We start from the raw sequence: 23,736 nt of genomic DNA on the forward strand, positions 1-23,736 counted from the left end.
GAAGATCACTTATACTATATAATCGTCTTCACTTCTTACTGTATCTAAATAGCCATTATCTATTTCAGCTTCTGCAAAAGTGGCCATATTATTCATCATTGCACAAGCATATTGAACTATAGAAAAAGCTATTGGACATCCACTTCCTTCTCCAAGCCTCATGTCTAAATTAACCATAGAATCGAGTTTCAACTCATCGAGCGCAATGTTATATCCTATTTCTTTAGAACAATGTGATGTTATTAAGTAATCTCTTACTAATGGATTAATCTTAACTGCTGCTAGTGCTGCAACTGCCGATATAAAACCATCTACAACTACAGGTATTTGATAATAAGCTGCCCCTATAAACACTCCTACCATAGCTGCAATATCGAATCCACCTACTTTTGATATAATATCTATTGGGTCTTTTATATCTATATTATTTATTTCTAAAGCTGTTTTTATTACTACCTTTTTTTTCTCAAAGGCTTCTTTTGTTACACCTCCACCCTTACCAACTGCTTTCTCCAAGACACAATTTGTAAGTGCAATTAGTACAGCACTACTTGTTGTAGTATTTCCTATTCCCATCTCTCCTACACCTATTATGTCATATTTTTTTCCCTTTACCTTTCCTACCATTTCAATACCAATATTTATAGCGTTTACACACTCTTCATAACTCATAGCTGGTCCTTTAGCTATATTGCTTGTCCCTTTTCTTATTTTTCTATTATAGACCTTTGGTATTTCTTTATCACTATTAATACCTATATCAACTACTATTAAATCTGAGTTACTTTCTTTAGCAAGTACAGCTACTCCTGTTAATCCTTTTGTAAAATTAATAGTTTGAGCAAGTGTTACATATTGAGGTGCCGAGGCTACCCCCTCCTCTACAACACCATTATCAGAACACATTATAATTATACATTTCTTATTTATACTATTTTTAACGTTACCTGTAATCCCTGCAAGCTTTATTGATATTTTTTCCAATTTCCCAAGGCTTCCAAGGGGTTTTGCCAACGAATCCAACCTTTCCTTTGCCAGTTTACAAGCTTTCTTATTTGCAGGTTTAATATCATTTATAAATTTTTTTAAACTATCCTTATTTTCAAATCGCACCTTATACCCCCTAATAAAAATATCTCAGACATACTTATTTTTTGAAGTGCCTTACTAAGCATATCTATATTCATAACTTTAATTTTCTTTCAAATCTATTTGAACGTCAAAAAAGCATCTTACTTAACATAAGATGCTTGCATAACAAAATAAATAAGAATACTTTTCTTACTTAAAATACAATACACCCTTAATACACCGTTAAGTTGAGGGTGCTGAAAAAATAACAGGTCAATCATTTGATGAACTATCTATATTTTAAAAGCTCCCTAATAGCGTTAATGTATTGGCAGGTATTCCGACTTAAATTATGTTAAGACTTTTATTTTATTAATTTCTATAAATAAAATAATTGAAAAAACTAACTTTCACGGTGGCGGGACCGTATAGGCTTTTAACCTATTTCCCTTTTAATGTATTTAAACAACCATTACATATTTATTACCTTTTTGTTATAATACTTATAATTAATACAAAAGTCAATAAGTAAGGAGATTTTATGAATTCTATAATAATTGATTTTTTAAAGTATTCCTTAAATTGGGATATGAATTTTTTATCTTCACTAGAACAAATTGGAGGGCTTAGTAATAATAATTACAAAGCAATTTATTATAATAATTTATATTTTATACGTCTATGTAATCCAACTCCATTTAATATTAGTAGAAGAAATGAATTAACTATTTTACATACTGCTTGCGATTTAAATTTATGCCATATGCCTATTTACTTTGATGTGGAGACTGGAAATATGGTATATAAATGGATTAATGGAAAAATGCCTACAGAAATAGAGTTTAATTCTGAGCGCTTATTAAGGAAATTATGTATCAACTTAAAAAAATTACATTTAACAACATCTTTAACTTATTTCAATCCATTTAATGAAATTAGGGCGAGAATAAAAATATGTATTAATCTAAAACTTCCACTGCCTACTTATATATATTCTTTAACAGAAAAACTATTTCGGCTTGAAAAGGAACTAGAAATAAATAAATTCGTAGGCCTTTGTCATAACGATTTAAATGTTTCTAATATAATTATAGATGATAGAAATTTATATATTATAGATTATGAGTTCTCAGCTACTTGCGATGTTTTTTTTGATTTAGCAACTGTTGCATGGTTACAAGATTATAATGGACGTGTTAATTTATTAAAGGCCTATTCTGGAAGATTTAACATTAAAGATTATAATAAACTTATTAGCTATATTTATGTTGTTAAACTTCTAAATGCTCTTTGGAGTTTAATAAAATCAGCACAATCATTAAGTAACTACAATTATGAAAAAGCTTCTAATATTATTTTTGATGAATTATATTCTAATCTATAAAAATTCTAGATTTAAAATAAGGCTATATTAAAATTTAACTCATTATTAAAGGAGGCTATTACGCCTCCTTTAATAAGTGAAATATTATATTCTCAATAAAATTTCATTTATATTATTACTTATTTCCCTTCTTTCGTTATAAATCCACTCTGCATCAAAAGGTAGGTTAAACACCTTACTAAATGAGTAATATAAATTTACTTTTTGATAATAAATCTCTAAGTCATCTAAATTACCTTTGAAACATTGAGGTTTTGTGATTTCCTTAGAATTTATTAAGAATAATTCCTCAACATAGTCTAAGAAAGCATTCAGCATAACCTCTTCTGATACATCAAATGGAATCTTCAATAAATTCCATTGAATTTCTTCCTTTAACTTATATCTCTTTATATTGTCTAATACAATAATATACTCAGTTATATCCATTTTTCTATAATAATTTAACGTCTCTTCTCTCGTGCTCCAAATAGCTAATTTTTCATTAAGTGGGAGAGTTTTTATTTTCAATATAGCTTCTGAAGGTCCTATTACCGCCGAATATACCGGCTTATCTTTTTCCTCTAATTTATCTTGTAGAAACTCTGCTCCTCCTCCTATACTTAAAACATAGCCTATTTCATATATTCCTTTTCTTCCTGCTCTGCCTGCTATTTGTTTAACTTCCTGTGATGTCAAATCACGTATTTCATATCCATCAAATTTCTTAGTAGATAAAAATATAATTCTTTTTATTGGTAAATTCACACCCATTCCAATAGCATCTGTTGTTATTAAAATATTTGTTTCCTTATTTACAAATTGCTCATATTGTTTTCTTCTAACTTCTGGTGGCAAGTCTCCATATATAATACTTGCCTTTACTCCTTGTTTAGAATAACTTTCTGCAATTTCTAAAACTCTTTTTTTAGAAAACACTACTATAGCATCTCCAGGCTGTGCATCTTTAAAATAAAAACTTTTATGATCTATTTCAAGAGGAATTTGCCTCTTATATTCTATTAACTCATATTCTTCACCGCAATCTTCCAATATTTTTATTAGTACCTCTTTAGCATTTAAAGCTCCACATAAGTGAATTTCTTTACATCTAATTCCTAGAAGTGCTTTTGTCCAAGCATCTCCTCTTTGCGAATCTCCAATCATTTGGATTTCATCTATAACTGCTATTTCATAATTTTTCTTTATATTCAATTTTTCAACTGTACAAGATGTATGCGTTGCCCCAATAGTTATTATTTCTTCTTCTCCGGTTAGTAAGTCACATATTACCCCTTCATTATTCATTCTTTCATAATTTTCAAGAGCTAATATTCTAAGTGGGGATAAGTATATTCCACATTTAGCCTTTTTTAATCTCTCGATTGCATTATAGGTTTTACCTGTATTTGTATCCCCTAAATGAATATAGAATTTTCTTTTTATAAATCTAGCTTCTCTATACTCATCTTTTGGATTTGATGGGAAATTCTTTTCAAATTCTTTTGATATTAAATCCGGTATATGATGTTTAACTAAAACTGTCATTATACCTGAATTAATTAAACTATTATCCTGTCCCCGGACAACCTTATAATAATCAAAACTTGTATCATTTTTCTTATTATAATCACTTAGAATTTTCTTGGATACATATTCAAGCAAATCATCATATCTTTCACATAAATTATTATATTCCTTAAAACCTTCTCCACTCATATCTTGAAGCTCTCTTATCTTTTTTCTTATAGTCGCTTCATGTTCAAGCAATACTCCTGGTTTAGAATTATATACTATTTCTTCTATTTGATTTATCTGACCCTTCAACTTTTTAAACTCTCTTTGCATAGAATTTTTTTTCAATATTATCCCTCCAAAACCTAGTTGTATTTTACTTAAGAAACTAAAAAAACAAATCTTCTACCATATAATATTACTTCTTATTATCCTTTTATTCATTAGCTTGCTCATTTGTTCCAATTTTTATAAGTTCAAAAAATATTAATTAACCATTAAAACACATAAGCAGGTAGTTTAGTATTTATATCTATACTAAACTACCTGCTTATCTATATATGTTATTTTTTTAAATTATGATTAATATGCTATTATTTCAACACCGTTTTCTGTTACAAGAATGGTATGTTCCCATTGTGCTGAATAAGAGCCATCTTCTGTAATTGCTGTCCAATCATTTTCTTCGTCAACAAATAAATTATAATCTCCTGCATTTATCATTGGCTCTATTGTAAATACCATTCCTGGAACTAAAATCATACCAGTTCCTTTTTCTCCAATATGACTTACAAATGGATCTTCGTGAAACTCTAGTCCTATTCCGTGTCCACCAAAATCTCTAACTACTGAATAACCATTTTCATCTGTTAATTCCTTAATTGCAGCTCCTATGTCTCCTATGAATCCCCAAGGCTTTACAGCAGCTACGCCTCTTGCTAAAGACTCTTTTGCTACATTAACTAATCTTTTATCTTCTTCGCTTACGTTACCTATCATAAACATTCTTGACGCATCTGAAAAATATCCATTTAATATTGTGGATACATCTACATTTATTATATCTCCATCTTTTAGTATTATATCCTCACTTGGTATTCCATGACATATTTCTTCGTTAATTGATGTACATACGCTCTTTGGAAACCCTGAAAAATTAAGAGGTGCTGGTATCCCCCCTTGAGAAATTGTATAATCATGTATTATTTTATTTATTTCTTCTGTATTCATACCAATTTTAATTCTCTCAGCAATTAAATCTAAAGCAGAATTATTTATTTTAGCACTTGCCTTTATCCCTTCAATTTGTTCCTTATTCTTAATCATATCTCTTGAGGGTACAATAAACCCTTTCATTTGTAGTGAGTTTACCTTTTTATCAAAATCAATATGACATTTCTTATATTTTTGTTTGCTTCCACACCAGCATTCATCATTTCTATTTAAATTCATTTTTAAATCTCCTTTTCAAAACAAAAATTTATATTAACTAGTTTATTTTTGCTTTAGTAATTATATACATGTATTATACACCTATACTCTATTTTTTCAAATCCATATTTTATTTTTATAAAGCTATCATCCTCTATTATGCGCTTTTACTACATTATAAGACTATTTTTTTGAAACTTTTTTCTAATCATGGTATACTATACTAGTAGAAATCTATTTTACACTTATTTATTATACAAAGGAGCGATTATATATGAAGAAAAAACTTTTAGTAATTTTATCTATTCTTACATTTTCACTAATGCTTATTTCCTGTAATAAGGAGATTTCAAAACCTAATACAGAAGCCGACTTATCTCAAGATGATAACATTAAACAAAATGATAACATTAAAACTAACTTTGAGGAGGCTAAAGATACACAATCTACCGATACTGACAATACTGATGTAGTAAAAAAAGAAAATAAATCTGTACGACTTTATTTTTATGATGTCGTAAATGATAATATTATTTACTATGATGATACTATTGAAGTAACTGATAAAGCTGTAACTAATGCACTTGTAAATGCATTGAAAAACCCAACAAAACCTGATGTTACCCCTGCTATTGCTAAAAATATCAGTGTAACATCTGCTAAGTTAGATAAAGAAAATAATATATTTACTATGGATTTCAAAGATAACTTCGTAAGTGAAATGAACTTAGGTAGTGGTTCTGAATCTAATACTTTAAAAGCTATTGTTAATACTATTGGTTATAATTTTAAGGTTGATAATGTAATTATTACTTTAGGTGGTAAGCCTTATAGTTCAGGACATATATCAATGAATGATGGTGAAAGCTTTAAAGTTTCTTTAGAGAATGTAATTAAATTAGATTAAGTTTCAGGATTTTTTAAAAATAATAAGTTTTTTAATATTTACTTATTTATATATTTATTTAAAATAGGCAGTCTATATTTTGACTGCCTATTTTTTATATTTATTCTTTTATTAATCACAAAAACAACAATTTTGATTAGAATAAACTATACTTTAATATTAATAATTAAATTAAAAAAGGGGTGAATATAAGTTGGATCCATATAAAGTTTTAGGTATACACCAAAATTCATCAGAAGAGGAGATAAAAAAAGCTTATAAAAACATTGTTTCTCAATACAGTTTGACTAAATATCAAGATACACCAAACGAAGCTCTAGCTAAAAACATATTGTCTGATGCGAATGATTCTTATGAATTGCTTGTTAACGGTAATATCTACAAAGAAATTAGAAATTTAATTGATACTAAAAATTTTGTAATTGCTGAAACTAAATTAAATATTATTGATGATAAAAATTCTCCTGAATGGAATTATCTTAAATGCTTTGTTTTTTTAAATAAAGGTTGGTTTGACTCCGCTGTATCTCATTTAACTACTGCAATTGAACTTAATCCAGACAATTTCGAATATATAGATAGTTTAAATACTTTAAAAACAAGAGCTCCAGAATTTGCAAATTACTATAACCAAGAAAATGTTCAGCCAAATACAAATAATATGAATGCTTGTGGTGGAGGGAGTTCTCCTTCTAGTGGTAACAAGGGAATGTGTTAACTATTAATCAAAATATGATTTACAAACATAATCACAAGATAAAATTTAAAGACTGATAAAAAGCTACTTAATAAATAGATTTTCAACTTTTTATTTATCTAAATCTATTTTAAAGTTCGCTTTTTTCAGTCTTATTAAGGAATCATAAAATAAATAATAGACCAGTATTCTTTTTTTACAATGCCTAATTTAAATTTTCTATAGAATATTCAATTCTTTGATTATCCCTAATCTACAGATTTTAATGATTCTACCATTGGAGTTTTCTTTAATTTGAAATACATTACAAAATTTACTATTGATGCAAATGCTAATGTTAATATTGACGCATAAAGAAAGCTCATAAAGTCTATATTTCGTCCAAACATCATATTATCTGGCTCTGCTGTTATCATTATAAATTTATGCAATAAAACGCCTAGCCCAAGACCAGTTAATGTACCTATAAATGTTAACACAAAGTTTTCTCTATAAACATACGCAGAAACTTCATTATCATAGAAACCCAATACCTTAATTGTTGCAATTTCTCTTATTCTTTCACTTATATTTACATTAGTTAAATTGTATAATACAACAAATGCTAATGCTCCGGCTGAAATAATCATAATTAATACTACATAGTTTAAACTTGAAATTGTCTCCTTAAAACTATTCTCACTTAGCGAATTAAAACTTACTGATGTTACTTTAGACTCTTTTAATATATCTTTAGATAATTTATCCTCTGATTCTTTTGATTTATCCGCTAATATTGCAAACATTTTATTAAACTTTATTTCTTCTTTAAAAATTTTCTCGTAAAGATTATCAGTCATATAAACATAATTCATTACATATTGTTCTGAAATACCTCTAATTTTAACAGGTACTTTTTCATTTTCTTCTTTATCAATGTATATTGTATCTCCGATTCGTACTTTTAATTGTTTTGCAGCTTTTTCTGTTAATATAATTCCATCCTCTTGAATTTCTACTTCTTCTTTGTTTTTTCTACTCTTTAAATCTATAAAATTATTAAATTCATTTTTATATTTTGGAACTATTATTGTTACTGCTTCTGTAGCTTCATCACTAGATACATCTACATTTTTAGTTTTAATGCTTGTATAATCTGTTATTTCTCCATTTTTAGAGACCTCTTTTATGATTTCCTCTTGATTTTGCATATCTGTATTTGAATCAAATCCTATTGTCATATTATATTTATATACTTCTCCAAACTGCTTTTCTACAATCGCTTCTATAGAATCCTTTATTCCAAAACCTGCAAGTAACAATGCAGTACAACCTGCTATTCCTATTACTGTCATAAAGAATCTTTTCTTATATCTAAATATATTTCTTGCAGTTACTTTTTTACTAAAATTAAATCTATTCCATATAAACGGTATTCTTTCAAGTAATATCCGCTTTCCTTCCTTTGGGGCTTTTGGTCTCATTAATAATGACGGCATTTCTATAAGTTCTTTATTGCATGCTAAAAATGCTGCTAATGTTGTTATTAATACTGCTGATAGAGTTGCTATACTTGCATATAGAACATCAAACTTCAGTATAACAGGTGGAAGCGTATATAGCATGCTATAAGCATCAACTATTACTATTGGAAATACTGTAAATCCTATTGCAATACCTGCAATACTTCCTCCTATACTTGCAAATGCTGCATACAAAATATATTTTGATGCAATTGCTAGCTTACTATAACCTAGTGCTTTTAATGTGCCTATATTAATCCTTTGCTCATCTACCATTCTTGTCATAGTTGTTAAACAAACTAGTGCCGCTACTAAAAAAAAGAATAATGGGAATACTTGTGCTATAGCACTAACTCTATCTGCTGATCCATCATAATCTACAAAGCTATAATTACTATTTCTATCTAATACATACCATTTAGATTCTCCAATATCCTCTAATGAATTCTTACTTGGCAAAATAAAATCTTCATATTTCTTATTAAATGAATTTAATTTTTTAGCATCTTTTATAGTAATAAGAACTTCTTTATAGCAATCTATTTCCATGTCTTTTTCAGAAACCATTATAAAATTACTAACTCTACCGTTTCCTATATTACTGGTCCCCTTCTCAAATGTTAAGTAATATGGTGTTTCTACAATTCCAACTACTTGGAACTCATCTATTTTAAAACTTTTACTTATATCATCATTTGTTCCTGATGTAATCTTTAATTTTGATCCTATTTTTACATCTGCTTCTCTAATATCCCCTTTTCCAATTACACATTCACCAGGGTTTTCTGGCAGTCTTCCTTCAACTATTTTGGGTCTATTTATATAGTCTTTATTATCATTTGAAAGATTATTCTTTGGAATTGCATGTATTTTTAGTACTAGCTCATTATTATTTATAGTTGTTAATACATCCATTGAACTAGTAGGAAATATGCCTTCTATATTTCCATATTTTTTAATTTTATCTATATCATTTTCATTAAATCCTAAAGTTGATAACAACCTCAAATCCATAAAATTATAATCATCATAATATTTATCAGCTGTTATTCTCATATCTGGTGCAGCCGCTTTAATTCCTGCAAAAAACGCTACTCCTAAAGTTACAATTGCAAATATTGATACAAATCTTCCAAAGGATTTTTTTATTTCTCTAAAAGTATCCTTTAATAAAGCATTTTTCATTACTACCACTCAATCCTTTCCACAGGAGTTGGCTTTTCGTTAATAGTAACACTTTCTACCTTACCATTTCTAACTTTTATTACCTTGTCTCCCATTGGTATAAGTGCTAAGTTATGAGTTATAACTACAATAGTCATACCCATTTTTTTACTTGTATCTTGAAGTAACTTTAAAATAGACTTACCTGTATTGTAATCTAAAGCCCCTGTAGGCTCATCACAAAGCAACAGTTTCGGATTTTTAGCTAGTGCACGTGCAATTGCTACCCTTTGTTGTTCTCCTCCTGACAACTGCGATGGGAAGCTATTTTTCCTATCCTTTAATCCTACTGCATCTAAAATTTCTGAAATATCAAATGGATTTTTACTTATTTGTGTCGCAAGCTCAATATTTTCAATAGCTGTTAGATTTTGAACTAAATTATAAAATTGAAATACAAATCCTATATCATATCTTCTATAAGTTGTTAACTCTTTTGAATTATATTTACTTATATCATTGCCATCAACTATTACACTTCCATAAGTTGGCTTATCCATTCCACCTAAAATATTTAATATTGTACTTTTACCGGCTCCACTAGCCCCTGCAACAATAACAAATTCTCCTTTATTTATAGAAATATTAACCCCGCTTAGTGCTTCTATTTCTACCTCACCCATTTTGTATATCTTCTTAACCTCGTTAAACTCTATATATTTTCTCAAAGTTATTCCTCCTACTTATAAATTTATAATTTATAACTGTACTTACTCTATTTTCTTATTTAAAACATCTTTTGACCAATTATAAATTTTATATAATTTAGGATAATTTTCTTCTTCCTCTTTTTCTTTTTGAAAATTAGCCATCAACATTATTGGTTTTAATAAAATTTTAGTATCATTATATCCTTCTTTAATTCTATTTCGCTTTGATTCTTTATCTAAATTTAATGTTCCAGTTAATATTGTTTCCACAAGATTTCTTGGATAAATTTCTATTATATGTGTATTTGGATAAAGTAACCTGTCCACTTTAGCGTCTTTAGATAGGGATACTACAATAATAACATCACAATTTTCCCCATACACTGGTTGAATTGGAGTATTATCAACTATTCCACCATCAACATAGCTATTTTCAAATACAGGTGTACTATCATATATAAGTGGCAATGATGCCGAAGCTAAAATCATTGCTTTAGCTATTTTAGAATCATAATCATTTAACCTAAAATATTTAACTTTTAATTCTGGAAGTTCCGTACATGTAACATAACATATCTTTTTACGTTCTTTAATCATATCTACCTTTAAATATTTTTCTATAATTTTTACTGCTCCATCTTTTGAAACAGTTCCTTCTTCTAATTTCTGATTCATATATTTCTTGGCAAAATTCGGATTTTTGGTACCAATAATTAACCCCATTCCTTTTTTAAAAAGTTCGAACTTACTTATTGGAACCAGTTTATCCATTGTTACTTCATCCCATAATTGTTCTGCAAGCATCATATCATCTTGTGCAAATAAAACTGCGTTAAATGCACCTATAGATGTTCCTGAAAAAACACTTATATATTTATCTAAACCAAGTTCTTTTAGCGCCTTCCAAACTCCTAGTTCATAAGCACCCTTTCCTCCACCACCAGATAATACTAATCCTATTTTCATTTTTATCTCGTCTCCTCTTTTACCTTACCGTTAAATAGATTATAACAATAATATATTTTAAAATCTATTATTGTTATACTGAATGTTTTATTTTATGAATACTTTTTTTAATTTTTTTATAAAAATTTCCCTTTACTTTGAACCCTAAATGCTTTAATATATGTGATGTTAATAATTAGGTTGTTAATTATTTATACAATCTTTTTATTTAGGCATCATAACATAAATAGTAAACCAGTATCCTTGATTATTTATTTTACAACGCCTTATTTAAATTTATATTAATAATCAAATTTCATAATAATATATCAAATTATCATTTATAAGGATGTGACCATATGGATAACAAAAAATCCTATTCTAGTGAAGAAAATAAACTAAAAGAATCAACTAATCCAAATGACAATAACTCTCTATCTACAGAAGGTTATGATAAAGAAACTACACCTATAAATAAAGCCGAAAATTTAGCCAAGCCTAAATCATTTGAAAAAAAAGAAAATTCCATAACTAAATTTAAATATTGGAAATCTGCTATTATACTTTCTATTATTATTATTCTATCTATTCCAATATTTCTTGGAATTAAAAATAATAATCTTATAAAGAGTTTTTCTAACACGGTTTATCCAGAATCATATGTTTTGGATAAAGATCTTTCAGGGTTAACTAAAGATACTCTTCATACTACCCTTGAAACTCTCATAGGAGAACTGGGAAACACTAAGATAAAAGTTAATATTGGTAAAAAGATTTTTGAAACTACTTATAAAGATATTGATGTAACAATTCCATATGATGAATTTGAAAAGAAAATATTTGATTATGGTAAAGATCAAAGCTTCTTTACCAAAATAAATCTAATAAAAAAACCTGTAAAAAAAGACTATGAATTTGAATTTGCTTACAGTGAAGAAAAATTCAATAACTTCTTAGCTACTATTGCAGCAGATGTTAATGTAGCCCCTGTAAATTCAACTATTAATATAAATGGTGGCAACATAAGTATTACTGAAAGCAACGGTGGATATGTTTTAAATTCCGAGGAATTACTAGCTAATTTAAAAGTAGCTATGAAGGATATATCTCATAAGGTTGAGTTAACATTAGATACTACTTTACTACCCGTAGAAGAATCTATAAAAAAAGAAACACTGCAAGGTGTACAAAGTAGGATTTCTACATTTACAACTACTTACAAAACAGGTCCAAGCAGTGTTAATTTGGAACTTGCTACTCGTAATATAGATAACATTCTACTTATGCCAGGAGAAAGCTTCTCTTGCGAACAAGGAATTGGACCAACTACACCTGAAAATGGGTTTGTTCTTGCTAATACCTATGTTGGTGGTCAAATTGTTAAAGGTTATGGTGGTGGTGTTTGTCAAGTGTCTTCTACACTTTATAACACAATGCTCCGTGGTGGAATAATTCCATTTGAAAGGCAAAATCATATGATGCCAGTTTCTTATGTTCCTATGGGGCTTGATTCAACTCTTGCTGATGGATTTATTGACTTGAAATTCAAAAATGATTATAGCTATCCTATAGTTATAAATTCATCAGCATCAAACGGAAGCTTAACTATTGAATTTTGGTCAAATGATAGTGTACTAAAAGGACTTAGGTATGAACCAAAAAGTGTTCAAAAAAATAGTTTAAGTGCTGATGCTTATTTATATTCTTACGATGCAAATGGCACTATGGTTTCTGAACAATTTTTAGATACTAGTACTTATAAACCATTTCCAACTTAATAATAGCAAATTAAAAAGCAGTAATGATATTTTTCATTACTGCTTTTTTTGTAATTAAGACAGTTTAAGGCACCATAAAATAAATAACAGACTATCACATTAGTCTATTATTTATTTTACACTGCCTTATATATCCTATTTCTAATATTCTTCAAATGCTATATTTCTATTATAAATTTCTGTAGCTACGCTAATTCCAACATATCTAATATGCCACGCTTCGTATTTATATCCAGTTATATCTTCTTTCCCTTTAGGATATCTCACAATAAATCCATATAGATGAGCATTCTCCCTTACCCATTCTACTTCTGTGCCAGTTTTTATTAAATTACCACTTTCATCTCCTAAATCTATAGCCAGACCCATTTGATGCTCACTTCTCCCTGGAATAGCTACATAGTTATTAGTATATTCTTGTCCGTTATTAGCTATATTTATATCATAAATATTCTGTTGTAATTGATAAGACCTATATCCAGAAATCCCATATAAGGCTATTCCATCTTTTAAAGCACCATCAACAAGCTTTTCTACAGCCTTTGCTCCTTCATATTCCATATGCATTTCTTCATCAGATGATGCTCCTGAAAAAGGTATATTTACTTTTTCTAAATTAGCAGGAACAAAACTTTCATCTAACCAGTGCTTATCATTTACCATCATAAGCATTGGGTTATATTCTACGTTACTTTCTCCCTTTTCAATATCCTCACTTGGTTCATTTGAGTTATCTATATTTTCAACATTATTTTTATTATTCGTACACCCATTAAAAGTAAGTAGAGTTATACATCCTACAACTAATAATTGTAATAACTTATTTTTTTTCATAAAATAATCCTCCAAGATATATTATCTTTTTTAATATTATTATTTTACGCTATTCCTCTAATCACTAAATTAGCTGTTGCAATATTTGTTGCTACAGGTATTTTATAAACATCACATAACCTAAGTAATGCACTTATATCCGGTTCATGTGGCTGTGATGTTAGTGGATCCCTAAAAAATATAACCATATCAATATCATGAGATGCTATCATTGCGCCTATTTGTTGGTCACCACCAAGGGGACCACTTTTATATCTGTATATATCTAACTTTGTATTTTCCATAATCCTTGTCCCAGTTGTCCCAGTAGCAACCAACTTCACTTTTGATAAAATATTTTCATTTTCTTTAGCAAAATTAATCATTTCTTCTTTTTTCTTATCATGTGCTATTAATGCAACCTTCATATTTGACACTCCTTAAAATACTATATTTCACTTATTTTAGGCACTTTCAAAAAATAATACATTAATAACTTTGTATATTTTTTTTAAAAGTTCCTTATATTAAATTTTTATTTCTTTTGCTTGTCTTGATATATTTAAAAGAACTCCCATTGCTGCTAAATTAAAAACCATAGACGTACCCCCATAACTTATAAAGGGAAGTGGAACGCCGGTTACGGGCATTGATCCTGTAACAACTGCAATATTTATCATAGCTTGTACTGCTATTATTGATATTATTCCAGTAGCTAACATAAATCCATAATTATCTTTAGCCCTTATAGCAACTGATATACCTCTAAGTATTAAAAACAGAAATAATCCCATTACTAATATGCAACCAATAAGTCCGAGTTCTTCTCCTATTATGGCGAAGATAAAGTCATTATATGGTTCTGGCATATATAGCGCCTTTTGAGTTGACTGTCCAAGCCCAACTCCGGTTATCCCCCCAGATCCTAAAGCATAAAAAGATTGAATAAGTTGAAAGTTTCTGTCACCTGCATCAGCCCATGGGTCTAAGAAACCTAAAAATCTCTCCATACGATATTCACTAGTAAATATAAGTGCCATTCCCGATGCAATACCCAAAGGTATTAAACATGCTATTTGTTTTATATTTGCACCCCCAACTAAAATCATAATAAAGGTTACTATCATTATAATAGAAGCTATGCTTAAATTATTTTCTAATAATATTAATCCAGCGAATATAGCTGCTATAAATAGATACAAAATAGTCCCATTAAAAAAACCATCCATTTTTTTCTTTCTATTGTCAATGCTCATAGCCATAAACATTACTACTACATATTTAGCTAGCTCTGAAGGTTGAAAAGAAAAAGCCCCAATATAAATCCATCTTGTTGCCCCGTTCATAGGTTTTGAAAACAAAACTGCTACTAAACAACCTATTGTAACTATAGCTGCTAAAAGGGTCATTTTCTTATATATATGGTAATCTATAGACATTGTAAATATCATTACAATAATACCAACTATAGTCCATATCAACTCTTTCTTTAAAAAGAATTCCGTACTTTTTTCTTGTACATGTAATGCATAATAAGCGCTTGATGAGTAAACCATAACTATACCTATACATACAATAAGAATTATAGTGCAAAATATTTGAAAATCTATCTTTCCTGCTTTCTTTTTTATACTGTTTAATTTCATAAATATTACTCCTATTCCACAAAAATTAATTTATTCTAATTCAAGTTGTACCTTAGTTCCTTTTTCAATAATCTTACCTTTTTCAATATTTTGTTTAGTTACTAAACCAGTTCCAGCAGCATTATAAGTAACTCCAATTTTATTTAATGATTCATCTACTTTTTCTAATGAGTATCCTATCAAATCTGGCATAACAATTTTATTTTCTATAGCTTCTTTATCTCCAGAATATATATTTATTTTAGAATTTTCTTGCATGGCAGTTCCTGGATCTGGATTCATTTTAACTACAATAGAATCTTTACCTTCTAAAGTAACTTGTAATTTATTATCCTTAAGTATTTGTTTTGCATCCTTAACAGATTTCCCTCTTACATCCGGAACTATTATATTATTAACATTCTTTGTAGTTTGTTTATATAGAGGTGAATCTATATAAACACGAATTTTTTGGAAAAATTCTTTAACAATAGAATTTGTTACTTGTCCCCCATAATACTTTGCAGGGTTTGGCTCATCCACCTTTATATATATAGTTATTTGAGGATTATCTACAGGATACATAGCTAATACAGATGCAATATATTTATCTTTTGCATATCCACCATTAACTGTATCAGCTTTTTCCGCGGTACCCGTTTTAGCCCCTATTCTATATTCTTTTCCCATAAATGATCCAACTGGTCCGCCTTGATTAATTGTTCTTTCTAAATAATCTCTTAAGACACCAGTATTAGCTTCAGACATTACACCCTTGTTTATTGTAGGTTTAAATGTATCATCTATTATTCTTGTTCCATTTTCATCAACATGAGCTATTTCCTTCATAACATGAGGTTGTATTAAATCCCCACCATTAGCAATAGCATTAAACCCAGTAATTAGCTGAATAGCTGTAGTGGTGTTTGTTTGCCCAAAAGCTATGGTTGCAAGATCCATTTCACTAATATTTTCTGGTTTCTTTAGTATACCTTCAGATTCTCCAGGTAAATCTATATTTGTAGCTTGTCCAAATCCATACTTACGCATGTATTCATCTAACTTTTCTTTACCAAGTTTAGCTCCTACTTGCATAAACCCTACATTACAAGAATTTTGAAGTATTTGAGGAAGAGTTTGTGTTCCATGACCGCTTAAGTTCCAACATTTAACTAATGTAGACCCAAACATTGTACCTCCATTACAAGTAAAAGTATCATTTTCACTTACTACACCTTCTTCTATAGCAGCCATCATACTAAAATTTTTAAAAGTAGAACCAGGTTCAAAAGCATCACTTACTAAGCTATCTTTAAACATATTTTGAAGTTTTTCAGTATCATTTTCGCCAGGAAAGGCCTGATATTCATTAAATGTATTGTTAGGATTAAAATCTGGTTTATTTGTCATAGCTAAAATTTCACCATTGTTTGGATTTGAAACAATAATAGAAACTCCTTTAGCTATATTCTCAGTCATAGCCTTTTCTGCTAACTCTTCTATTATATACTGAATGTTTTCATCAATTGTTAATGTTACATCCTTTCCAGGAATTGGAGGTGTGACTATTTTTGAGTCACCTGGTAACTGTGTTGATGCTCCATCAACCTGAGAAATTCTTACTCCTGATATTCCTGCTAAATATTTATCGTATTGTAATTCAATTCCATTTAAGCCCTTATTATCTAAATTAACGCTACCTAGTGCATGCGCTAAATAATTATTACTCGGATATAATCGCTTAGTATCCCCTGAAATAATAACACCATATATTTTAAGTGCTTCAACTTTATCTGCCTGACTTTTTTCTATTCCTCTAACCAAAATTGTTGAAGAAGCCTCTTTGCCATCTTCATTCTTTGTTTCGAGTTTTTTAAGAACAGTATCAAAATCCATTTCTAAAGCATCTGCTAAAGATTTAGATATGTCTTTAATTGTAAAATTATTATCAGATATATATTCTCGTATTGAATCTAAATCTAAATCTATTCTATATACACTTATTGTTGATGCTAAAGTAGCACCATTCCTCGCTAAAATATCTCCTCTTTCTGCTAGAACTATATATTGAGCTTCTCTCTGTGCTTTTGCCATTTTAGAATATTCCCCATTTTTGTATATCATTATATAAAGTAATCTTATTGTTAAAAAAACAAATACTACACATATACAACTACTAACAAACAAAAGTCTATTAGATGACTTCATCCTACTTATACCTTTTTCTTTTACAAATTTCTTGTTTTTAAAATTCATTTTACACTCTCCACCTTAGACCTATAATATATTTATAAATATATTATACATTTTTCTGATTGCTTTTACAATTTCATCTTTAATTATATATATATAAACTTCTTTTTTTTATTTCTTTATAAACAAAAAAGGACTAGCTTCTAAAATAATTTCAAAAGCTAATCCCTTTTCGTTATACTTTATGCAGTTTCAATTACTCTATCTTCATCATCTTCTTCTATTTCTACATCTTTTTTTCTATTCATAATATAATCTACAATAATTGCAAGGGCTCCATCTCCAGTTACATTAGTTGCAGTTCCAAAACTATCTTGAGCTGCATGTAATGCAATCATAATTGGCTTTTCTAGTCCACCAAAACCTAGCATAGATTCTAATAACCCAAGTGCAGACATTACTCCTCCCCCTGGAATTCCTGGAGCTGCTATCATTGTAACTCCTAGCATTAATATAAATGGCATCATTATTGAGAAAGTTGGTACTCGTCCATTCATATACATAACTCCCATTGATGTTAATACTAAAGTAATAGTATCTCCAGCTAAATGTATAGTAGCTGCTAGTGGCACTACAAAATCAGTTATCTCCTCACTAACACCATTACGTCTAACAGCTTCTCTTGTTATTGGAATAGTCGCTGCTGATGATTGTGTTCCTAATGCAGTTAAGTATGCAGGTACCATATTTTTTAATAACTTAAAGGGATTTTCCTTTTTCAATGTTCCAGCTATTAAATATTGAACTAGAATATACAAAGCTTGTACTGAGAATAAAATTGCATACACTACTCCAAAAGATTTTAATGTTGTAAATATTTCACCACTAAAGCTTAATTTTGCAAAAATACATCCTATATAGATAGGTACTATTGGTATTAACACATTAGATATAACCATCATAACTATTTTATTAAATTCTTCTGTTACTTCTAAAAACACACTATTTTTAATCTTTGATAATCCTATACCTAGTACAAATGCAAATACTAAAGCCGACATTACTCCAATTATTGGAGGCATTTCTACTGTGAAGTATGGTTTAATACTTCCTCCACTTTCTTGCATTAATATACTTCCATTAATAAACTTAGGCAATAATACTGATCCAATCATAAATGAAGCTAACCCCGCTACAATAGTTGAAACATAAGCTATTATTGTTGTTACTAAAAGTGCTTTCCCTGATCCGCCTCTTAAAGACGCTATTCCTGGAACAATAAATCCTATAATTATTAATGGAACCATAAATGATAAAAAGTTTCCAAACAATTCTGAAAATGTCCCTAAAATTCTTATTGGATAATCAATTCCTATACTTTTACACCAAAGGCCTAAAAGTATTCCTATTACTAGTGCAATAAGTATTCTGCCTATTAATGATATTTTTTTCATTATAACCGCCCCTTTTTCTTCTCTTTTGTATCTCTTGCGAATACATTTGTATTCTCTTTAAATACACTTTACATTCTTAATTCAATTTTGTCAAATATTTTTTTATATTTTCACTTTATTCTATTGAAATTAAAAAAAATCACCCCTGGGGTGTAAATATTTACTTTTACAGTAAATATTATACCCCAGGGGTGATAATTATTATTTAATTTCTTTTTCTACTATTAAATCCATTATTTCTAGTTTTCTTAGATGAATCCTCATTTGCAAAATCATCCTTTGAAGAGGAGCTTCTACTTGAGCCATTCTTATTTGAAGTATTTCTACTTGAACCATCTCTATTTGAAGAACTTCTACTTGAAGCACTTCTATTTGAATCGCTTCTTGATGAATTAGATCTAGACGATCCAGATCTAGCTGAAATTCTTGCATTCTTTTTAGCTGTTTCTTGCTTTTCAAATGCTGCTTCATCTGCAGTTATTGGATATATGTGTCCTCCTATTACAGGAACTTTCTTTGCTGTAAGTTTTTCGATATACCTAAGTAATTCTTTTTCTTCTTCACAACAAAATGAAAGTGCAACTCCCTCAAGTCCCGCTCTTCCAGTACGTCCAATTCTATGAACATAAGTTTCTGGAACCTCTGGTAAATCAAAATTAATTACATGTGATAATTCATCTACATCAATACCTCTTGCTGCAATATCTGTAGCTACAAGTACTCTAATTTTTCCTTCTTTAAAGTTTTTCAAGGCAAGTTGACGTGCATTTTGCGACTTATCACCATGAATAGCTTGAGCTTCTATTCCCGCATTCTCAAGTTCTTTTGTTATTACATTTGCTCCACGCTTTGTTCTTGAAAACACTAAAACAGATGCAATAGATTCATCTTTAAGAATATCTACAAGTAGAGATTTCTTATTTTTTCTACTAACAAAGTATATTCCTTGTGAAATTCTATCTACAGTAGATGAAACTGGTGCAACTTCTACCTTTACAGGATTTCTCAAAATAGAATCTACTAGTTTTGAAACTTCATTTGGCATAGTTGCAGAGAATAGCATATTTTGTCTAACTTTTGGAAGTCTTGCTATTATCTTTTTAACATCATTAATCATACCCATATCAAGCATACGATCTGCTTCATCAAGAATAAAATATTTTACATTTTGTAAATCAATAAATTTTTGGTTAATTAAATCAATTAGTCTTCCTGGTGTTGCAATTAATACATCCACACCTTGTTTAAGAGCCCTCGTTTGAGGATTTTGTGGTACTCCACCAAAAATAACTAAATTTTTAATATTTAAATGCTTTCCGTAAGCAGTAAAACTTTCTTCTATTTGAATAGCTAATTCTCTAGTCGGTGCTAGTATTAATGCCTTAATTTGTTTTGGACCTTTTTCAGCCTCTTCACTAGTAAAAATATTTTGTAATACTGGAATAGCAAAAGCTGCTGTTTTACCAGTACCGGTTTGTGCACAGCCAAGGATATCTTTTCCATTTATTAAATGTGGAATAGATTTTTCCTGTATTGGCGTAGGTTTTGTATATCCCTCTTCTTTTAAAGCCTTTAAAATAGGCTCAATTATATTTAGGTTCTCAAATAACATTTTTTTCTCCTTCGAAAGTGGTCATTATAAATTTTAAATATCTTAAATCAACTATATACTTATATACAATTTTTATTCAAATTTGTATATAATGAATTCCGTTATTATTTTATTATATCTAACTGTCCACATTTTTTTATTTACTTAAAATTAATAAGCATTCTTTATAACTTATCTAATTTGTACTATTTAGATAAGTTTCTCTTTTTCTATTTTGTGAGAATAATAGAAAAAGAGACTCTCACAAAATATGTTAAGTTACGAAACTAAACATATTACGAATGTCTCTTCCAATCATTATACAGGATTTTTAGAAAAATAGCATTAATTTTTATTAAATAATATTTAATTTAATCTACTATTTTTTTAAAAATACACTTGATGCTATGTTAACTATATCCTTAACTATATCTACCTTATCGAATAATCCTTCTTTTAAAATTATAGCTTCTGCTGTAGTTTCAAGAGCTACATCACTGATATCTCTAACATTTTCAGATATATCATTAATGTTTTTAAGCGTATTATCTAAATTAGTTTTATTTTTTTCAATAGTTTTATTAAGGTTGTCCACTAATTTTCCTACTTTTATTAATATTACTATAAGATATGTTAATGCAATAATTGCTGTTATTATTAAAATTCCTAATAATAGTGTCTTCATATTAACTTCTATAATCATATTTACCTCACTTATAAGGGAGCTTAAAGAAAATAGCCTAGAATATGACTAGTTATTTTTTCAATCTCCCTATCCTTTAATTTTAAAGTATTACGTCTTCAATTGTTGCAGTTCTGTTATCTTCCTTAATAGCTGCATCTAATCTAACTTTTTCATCTTTTTTATCTTTTAAATACTCTGAAACTTTATTTTTAACTTCCATAGTTTTATCTTTTGCTGTTGTGCTTATATTGCTTGCTGATTCCTTTAAAGAATCTCTAGTTTCTTTTCCAGCCTTTGGTGCAAAAAGAAACCCTCCAGCTATTCCTGCTAATATACCAACTGTTGCCCCAACTGCTATATTTTTTGTTTTCTTAGTGTTTTCTTTCCTACTCTTTGCTTTTCTCTTTTCTTCAATTAATTTTGCTAAACTCATGTATAGTCCTCCTTAAAATCTTTTCTTTAATAATATTATACTACCATTTACACTATGTGACAATATTCTACATACTAACTTAGTATTTATTTTAATATCCCTTAATAAATACATTATTTGAAATTAATAACAAGTCAAATATTTTGAGGATATTTTCTACTCGATGAAAAACCACACCCTTTACATAGTTATTCTATGTAAAGGGTGTGGTTATTAATCATAGTCCCAAATAGATCATAATATGACTTGTTATTTTTTGAAGTTCCATTAGGTATAGCTTTTTATACTATTCTATTTCTATGATAATTATAAATATAGAATGGAATACCCATTAACATCATTATGAAGCCCCACATTACTGTTTCTGCTCCTGATCCATATATTGTCCATATTGTATAAATAAATGCTAATAAGGGCACTATTGATTTCTTTATAAATATCCAAAATGTAAATTCCTTTGAGTCTTTAAACATTAACATAATTTCTGCTGCTGCCGTTAATAAATAAACTGGTAAAAATGATAATGTAGCCAATATTGTAATAAACGTAAATGATGAAACCATCCCTTTTTGATAATTCATAATTAATAATATATTTACTAGTATTGAACTTACTATTAATGAGTTAACTGGCGTGCCATATTTAGGATGTATTTTGCCAAAGAATTTTGGAAAGACGCCATCTTGACCTGCTGCATATGAAATACGAGCAGTTGATAATAACCAACCAATTATTGTACCTAAAATCGATACTACTATTGCTATAGTTAATATCTTGCCTACTGAAGTTCCAAGAACATTAGTCAGTATATCAGTTAAAGGTGCTTGACTTACTGCAAGCTGCTCATTTGACATAGCGCCCATGCTTACAATACTTATTACTAAATAAATCGTTGCTGCAATAATTAATCCATATATTGTGCTCTTTTTAACATTTTTTTCAGGATCCTTTATTTCTCCTGCTGTAACTGTGGCGCTTTCCATTCCTACAAAAGCCCATAAAGTGGCTGTAGCTGCTAATGGTATTGTAGAAAGTCCTTTTCCTTCTGGTAATAGTGGAATTAAATTTGAACTGTCAAAGGCGAAGAATGAAACAATAATAAAAATTGTAAAGAATCCTATTTTAAATACTGTAGCAAAACTTTGAATTTTCCCAGCTTTCTTTACTCCTACTATGTTTATTATGGTAAATGTCCATAATACTACACTTGAAAAAACAATCGCATATATAGGCTTATTTAATGCAGGCATAATTGCCGTACTATAACTTACTAGCGCTACCACGATTGCTGCATTTCCTATCCATGACCCATTCCAATATAGCCATGCACTTAAAAACCCTGCGAATTCCCCAAAGGCTTCTTTTGTATATTTATAGGCTCCTCCTGTACTTGGATACTTGGATCCTAAATTTGCAAAGGATAAAGCTATAGTTATTGATCCTAAAGTTGTTATTATCCATGCTATTATTGTAGCCATTGGTCCCGAAACCTGAGCAAGTGTAGCTGGCAACATAAAAACACCTGATCCTATCATGTTCCCACATACAAGCATAGTTGCCATAAACAGACTGATTTCCTTCTTTAAATTCTTATTTTCCATTTTGTCCTCCTTAAGTTTCAGGTAAAAAAAACAAGCTCAGAGGCTATTCTCTGAGCTTGTATAAATTCTTAAGTAACAAACACAAAGATAGCTCTCCATAAATATTATGGCAGTTTTGCATATATTTTATACAAACCCAACATATAGCCTTAAAACATTAACTATATACTTCGGCAATAATACCTTTCATATTAAATCACAGCGTTTAACTCATTAATATTACTTTTTATCATTGCAACCTCTATCTTTTCCCTATTA

The 23,736-nt window shown here is 29.0% G+C and carries 19 protein-coding genes and 2 riboswitches; of the genes, 4 read left to right on the top strand and 15 right to left on the bottom strand.

Annotated features, from left to right (window positions below):
* Positions 1 to 9: 9 nt before the first annotated feature.
* The gene (cobT, locus tag J1C67_RS15625) at positions 10 to 1,113 is read right to left on the bottom strand and encodes a nicotinate-nucleotide--dimethylbenzimidazole phosphoribosyltransferase (RefSeq protein WP_167865136.1); all 1,104 of its coding nucleotides are present in this window, start codon (positions 1,111 to 1,113) and stop codon (positions 10 to 12) included.
* A gap of 271 nt (positions 1,114 to 1,384) precedes the next feature.
* Positions 1,385 to 1,560: riboswitch (cobalamin riboswitch) on the bottom strand.
* A gap of 52 nt (positions 1,561 to 1,612) precedes the next feature.
* Here cobT and J1C67_RS15630 point away from each other — a divergent pair.
* Positions 1,613 to 2,455 (top strand): choline/ethanolamine kinase family protein, encoded by an 843-nt coding sequence (locus J1C67_RS15630; RefSeq protein ID WP_167865137.1) that lies wholly within the window; start codon positions 1,613 to 1,615, stop codon positions 2,453 to 2,455.
* A gap of 84 nt (positions 2,456 to 2,539) precedes the next feature.
* On the opposite strand, the gene J1C67_RS15635 is transcribed toward J1C67_RS15630, so the two are convergent.
* The gene (locus tag J1C67_RS15635) at positions 2,540 to 4,297 is read right to left on the bottom strand and encodes a helicase-related protein (RefSeq protein WP_089966174.1); all 1,758 of its coding nucleotides are present in this window, start codon (positions 4,295 to 4,297) and stop codon (positions 2,540 to 2,542) included.
* A gap of 234 nt (positions 4,298 to 4,531) precedes the next feature.
* Entirely contained in the window at positions 4,532 to 5,401 is an 870-nt protein-coding gene (locus J1C67_RS15640; RefSeq protein ID WP_089966176.1) for a methionyl aminopeptidase, read from the bottom strand.
* A 253-nt stretch (positions 5,402 to 5,654) separates the two neighbouring features.
* On the opposite strand from J1C67_RS15640, the gene J1C67_RS15645 reads away from it, so the two are divergent.
* Together J1C67_RS15645 and J1C67_RS15650 are read left to right on the top strand one after the other, a co-directional pair.
* On the top strand, positions 5,655 to 6,287 hold the full coding sequence (locus tag J1C67_RS15645) for a GerMN domain-containing protein (RefSeq protein WP_089966178.1): 633 nt from the start codon (positions 5,655 to 5,657) through the stop codon (positions 6,285 to 6,287).
* A 193-nt stretch (positions 6,288 to 6,480) separates the two neighbouring features.
* Positions 6,481 to 7,005 (top strand): J domain-containing protein, encoded by a 525-nt coding sequence (locus tag J1C67_RS15650; RefSeq protein WP_089966180.1) that lies wholly within the window; start codon positions 6,481 to 6,483, stop codon positions 7,003 to 7,005.
* Between the two features lie 227 nt (positions 7,006 to 7,232).
* Here the strand turns inward: J1C67_RS15650 and J1C67_RS15655 are convergent, their stop codons facing one another.
* The 3 genes from J1C67_RS15655 to J1C67_RS15665 are packed head-to-tail and all read right to left on the bottom strand — an operon-like array spanning position 7,233 to position 11,326.
* On the bottom strand, positions 7,233 to 9,671 hold the full coding sequence (locus J1C67_RS15655) for an ABC transporter permease (protein ID WP_167865138.1): 2,439 nt from the start codon (positions 9,669 to 9,671) through the stop codon (positions 7,233 to 7,235).
* 2 nt (positions 9,672 to 9,673) lie between these two features.
* Complete coding sequence (locus J1C67_RS15660; RefSeq protein WP_089966183.1) at positions 9,674 to 10,378, bottom strand: ABC transporter ATP-binding protein; 705 nt, start codon at positions 10,376 to 10,378, stop codon at positions 9,674 to 9,676.
* Between the two features lie 42 nt (positions 10,379 to 10,420).
* Positions 10,421 to 11,326, bottom strand: a complete 906-nt coding sequence (locus J1C67_RS15665; protein WP_089966185.1) for a patatin-like phospholipase family protein — start codon at positions 11,324 to 11,326, stop codon at positions 10,421 to 10,423.
* A 338-nt stretch (positions 11,327 to 11,664) separates the two neighbouring features.
* On the opposite strand from J1C67_RS15665, the gene J1C67_RS15670 reads away from it, so the two are divergent.
* Positions 11,665 to 13,083: a VanW family protein gene (locus J1C67_RS15670; RefSeq protein ID WP_089966187.1), complete on the top strand. Its 1,419-nt coding sequence runs from the start codon at positions 11,665 to 11,667 to the stop codon at positions 13,081 to 13,083.
* A 141-nt stretch (positions 13,084 to 13,224) separates the two neighbouring features.
* On the opposite strand, the gene J1C67_RS15675 is transcribed toward J1C67_RS15670, so the two are convergent.
* From J1C67_RS15675 to J1C67_RS15715, 9 genes are all read right to left on the bottom strand, one after another.
* Positions 13,225 to 13,917, bottom strand: coding sequence for a M15 family metallopeptidase (locus J1C67_RS15675; protein ID WP_089966189.1), 693 nt, complete (start codon positions 13,915 to 13,917; stop codon positions 13,225 to 13,227).
* A 44-nt stretch (positions 13,918 to 13,961) separates the two neighbouring features.
* Positions 13,962 to 14,324 carry a methylglyoxal synthase gene (locus J1C67_RS15680; RefSeq protein ID WP_089966191.1) on the bottom strand — a complete coding sequence of 121 codons (363 nt, stop codon included), beginning with the start codon at positions 14,322 to 14,324 and terminating at the stop codon, positions 13,962 to 13,964.
* Positions 14,325 to 14,423: 99 nt separating this feature from the next.
* Positions 14,424 to 15,542 (bottom strand): putative lipid II flippase FtsW, encoded by a 1,119-nt coding sequence (ftsW, locus tag J1C67_RS15685; protein ID WP_089966193.1) that lies wholly within the window; start codon positions 15,540 to 15,542, stop codon positions 14,424 to 14,426.
* A 30-nt stretch (positions 15,543 to 15,572) separates the two neighbouring features.
* Positions 15,573 to 17,777, bottom strand: a complete 2,205-nt coding sequence (locus J1C67_RS15690; protein WP_089966195.1) for a PASTA domain-containing penicillin-binding protein — start codon at positions 17,775 to 17,777, stop codon at positions 15,573 to 15,575.
* 179 nt (positions 17,778 to 17,956) lie between these two features.
* Positions 17,957 to 19,168 carry a dicarboxylate/amino acid:cation symporter gene (locus tag J1C67_RS15695; protein ID WP_089966197.1) on the bottom strand — a complete coding sequence of 404 codons (1,212 nt, stop codon included), beginning with the start codon at positions 19,166 to 19,168 and terminating at the stop codon, positions 17,957 to 17,959.
* 205 nt (positions 19,169 to 19,373) lie between these two features.
* Entirely contained in the window at positions 19,374 to 20,780 is a 1,407-nt protein-coding gene (locus J1C67_RS15700; protein ID WP_089966198.1) for a DEAD/DEAH box helicase, read from the bottom strand.
* Between the two features lie 358 nt (positions 20,781 to 21,138).
* Positions 21,139 to 21,462, bottom strand: coding sequence for a DUF948 domain-containing protein (locus tag J1C67_RS15705; RefSeq protein WP_089966200.1), 324 nt, complete (start codon positions 21,460 to 21,462; stop codon positions 21,139 to 21,141).
* Between the two features lie 82 nt (positions 21,463 to 21,544).
* Entirely contained in the window at positions 21,545 to 21,877 is a 333-nt protein-coding gene (locus J1C67_RS15710) for a YtxH domain-containing protein (RefSeq protein ID WP_089966203.1), read from the bottom strand.
* Positions 21,878 to 22,158: 281 nt separating this feature from the next.
* On the bottom strand, positions 22,159 to 23,478 hold the full coding sequence (locus J1C67_RS15715) for an APC family permease (RefSeq protein WP_167865139.1): 1,320 nt from the start codon (positions 23,476 to 23,478) through the stop codon (positions 22,159 to 22,161).
* 80 nt (positions 23,479 to 23,558) lie between these two features.
* Positions 23,559 to 23,730, bottom strand: a riboswitch (Lysine riboswitch).
* Between the last annotated feature and the right edge of the window lie 6 nt (positions 23,731 to 23,736).

The organism is Clostridium gasigenes, from assembly GCF_017348895.1.
GTDB classification, from domain to species: Bacteria; Bacillota; Clostridia; order Clostridiales; family Clostridiaceae; genus Clostridium; species Clostridium gasigenes.

Bases quoted from the DNA above. Each gene is read 5' to 3' on its own strand.
- J1C67_RS15630 (WP_167865137.1), top strand. From the start codon at position 1,613: ATGAATTCTATAATAATTGATTTTTTAAAGTATTCCTTAAATTGGGAT.
- J1C67_RS15640 (WP_089966176.1), bottom strand. From the start codon at position 5,401: ATGAATTTAAATAGAAATGATGAATGCTGGTGTGGAAGCAAACAAAAA.
- J1C67_RS15645 (WP_089966178.1), top strand. From the start codon at position 5,655: ATGAAGAAAAAACTTTTAGTAATTTTATCTATTCTTACATTTTCACTA.
- J1C67_RS15655 (WP_167865138.1), bottom strand. From the start codon at position 9,671: ATGAAAAATGCTTTATTAAAGGATACTTTTAGAGAAATAAAAAAATCC.
- J1C67_RS15665 (WP_089966185.1), bottom strand. From the start codon at position 11,326: ATGAAAATAGGATTAGTATTATCTGGTGGTGGAGGAAAGGGTGCTTAT.
- J1C67_RS15670 (WP_089966187.1), top strand. From the start codon at position 11,665: ATGGATAACAAAAAATCCTATTCTAGTGAAGAAAATAAACTAAAAGAA.
- J1C67_RS15675 (WP_089966189.1), bottom strand. From the start codon at position 13,917: ATGAAAAAAAATAAGTTATTACAATTATTAGTTGTAGGATGTATAACT.
- J1C67_RS15680 (WP_089966191.1), bottom strand. From the start codon at position 14,324: ATGAAGGTTGCATTAATAGCACATGATAAGAAAAAAGAAGAAATGATT.
- ftsW (WP_089966193.1), bottom strand. From the start codon at position 15,542: ATGAAATTAAACAGTATAAAAAAGAAAGCAGGAAAGATAGATTTTCAA.
- J1C67_RS15690 (WP_089966195.1), bottom strand. From the start codon at position 17,777: ATGAATTTTAAAAACAAGAAATTTGTAAAAGAAAAAGGTATAAGTAGG.
- J1C67_RS15695 (WP_089966197.1), bottom strand. From the start codon at position 19,168: ATGAAAAAAATATCATTAATAGGCAGAATACTTATTGCACTAGTAATA.
- J1C67_RS15700 (WP_089966198.1), bottom strand. From the start codon at position 20,780: ATGTTATTTGAGAACCTAAATATAATTGAGCCTATTTTAAAGGCTTTA.
- J1C67_RS15705 (WP_089966200.1), bottom strand. From the start codon at position 21,462: ATGATTATAGAAGTTAATATGAAGACACTATTATTAGGAATTTTAATA.
- J1C67_RS15710 (WP_089966203.1), bottom strand. From the start codon at position 21,877: ATGAGTTTAGCAAAATTAATTGAAGAAAAGAGAAAAGCAAAGAGTAGG.
- J1C67_RS15715 (WP_167865139.1), bottom strand. From the start codon at position 23,478: ATGGAAAATAAGAATTTAAAGAAGGAAATCAGTCTGTTTATGGCAACT.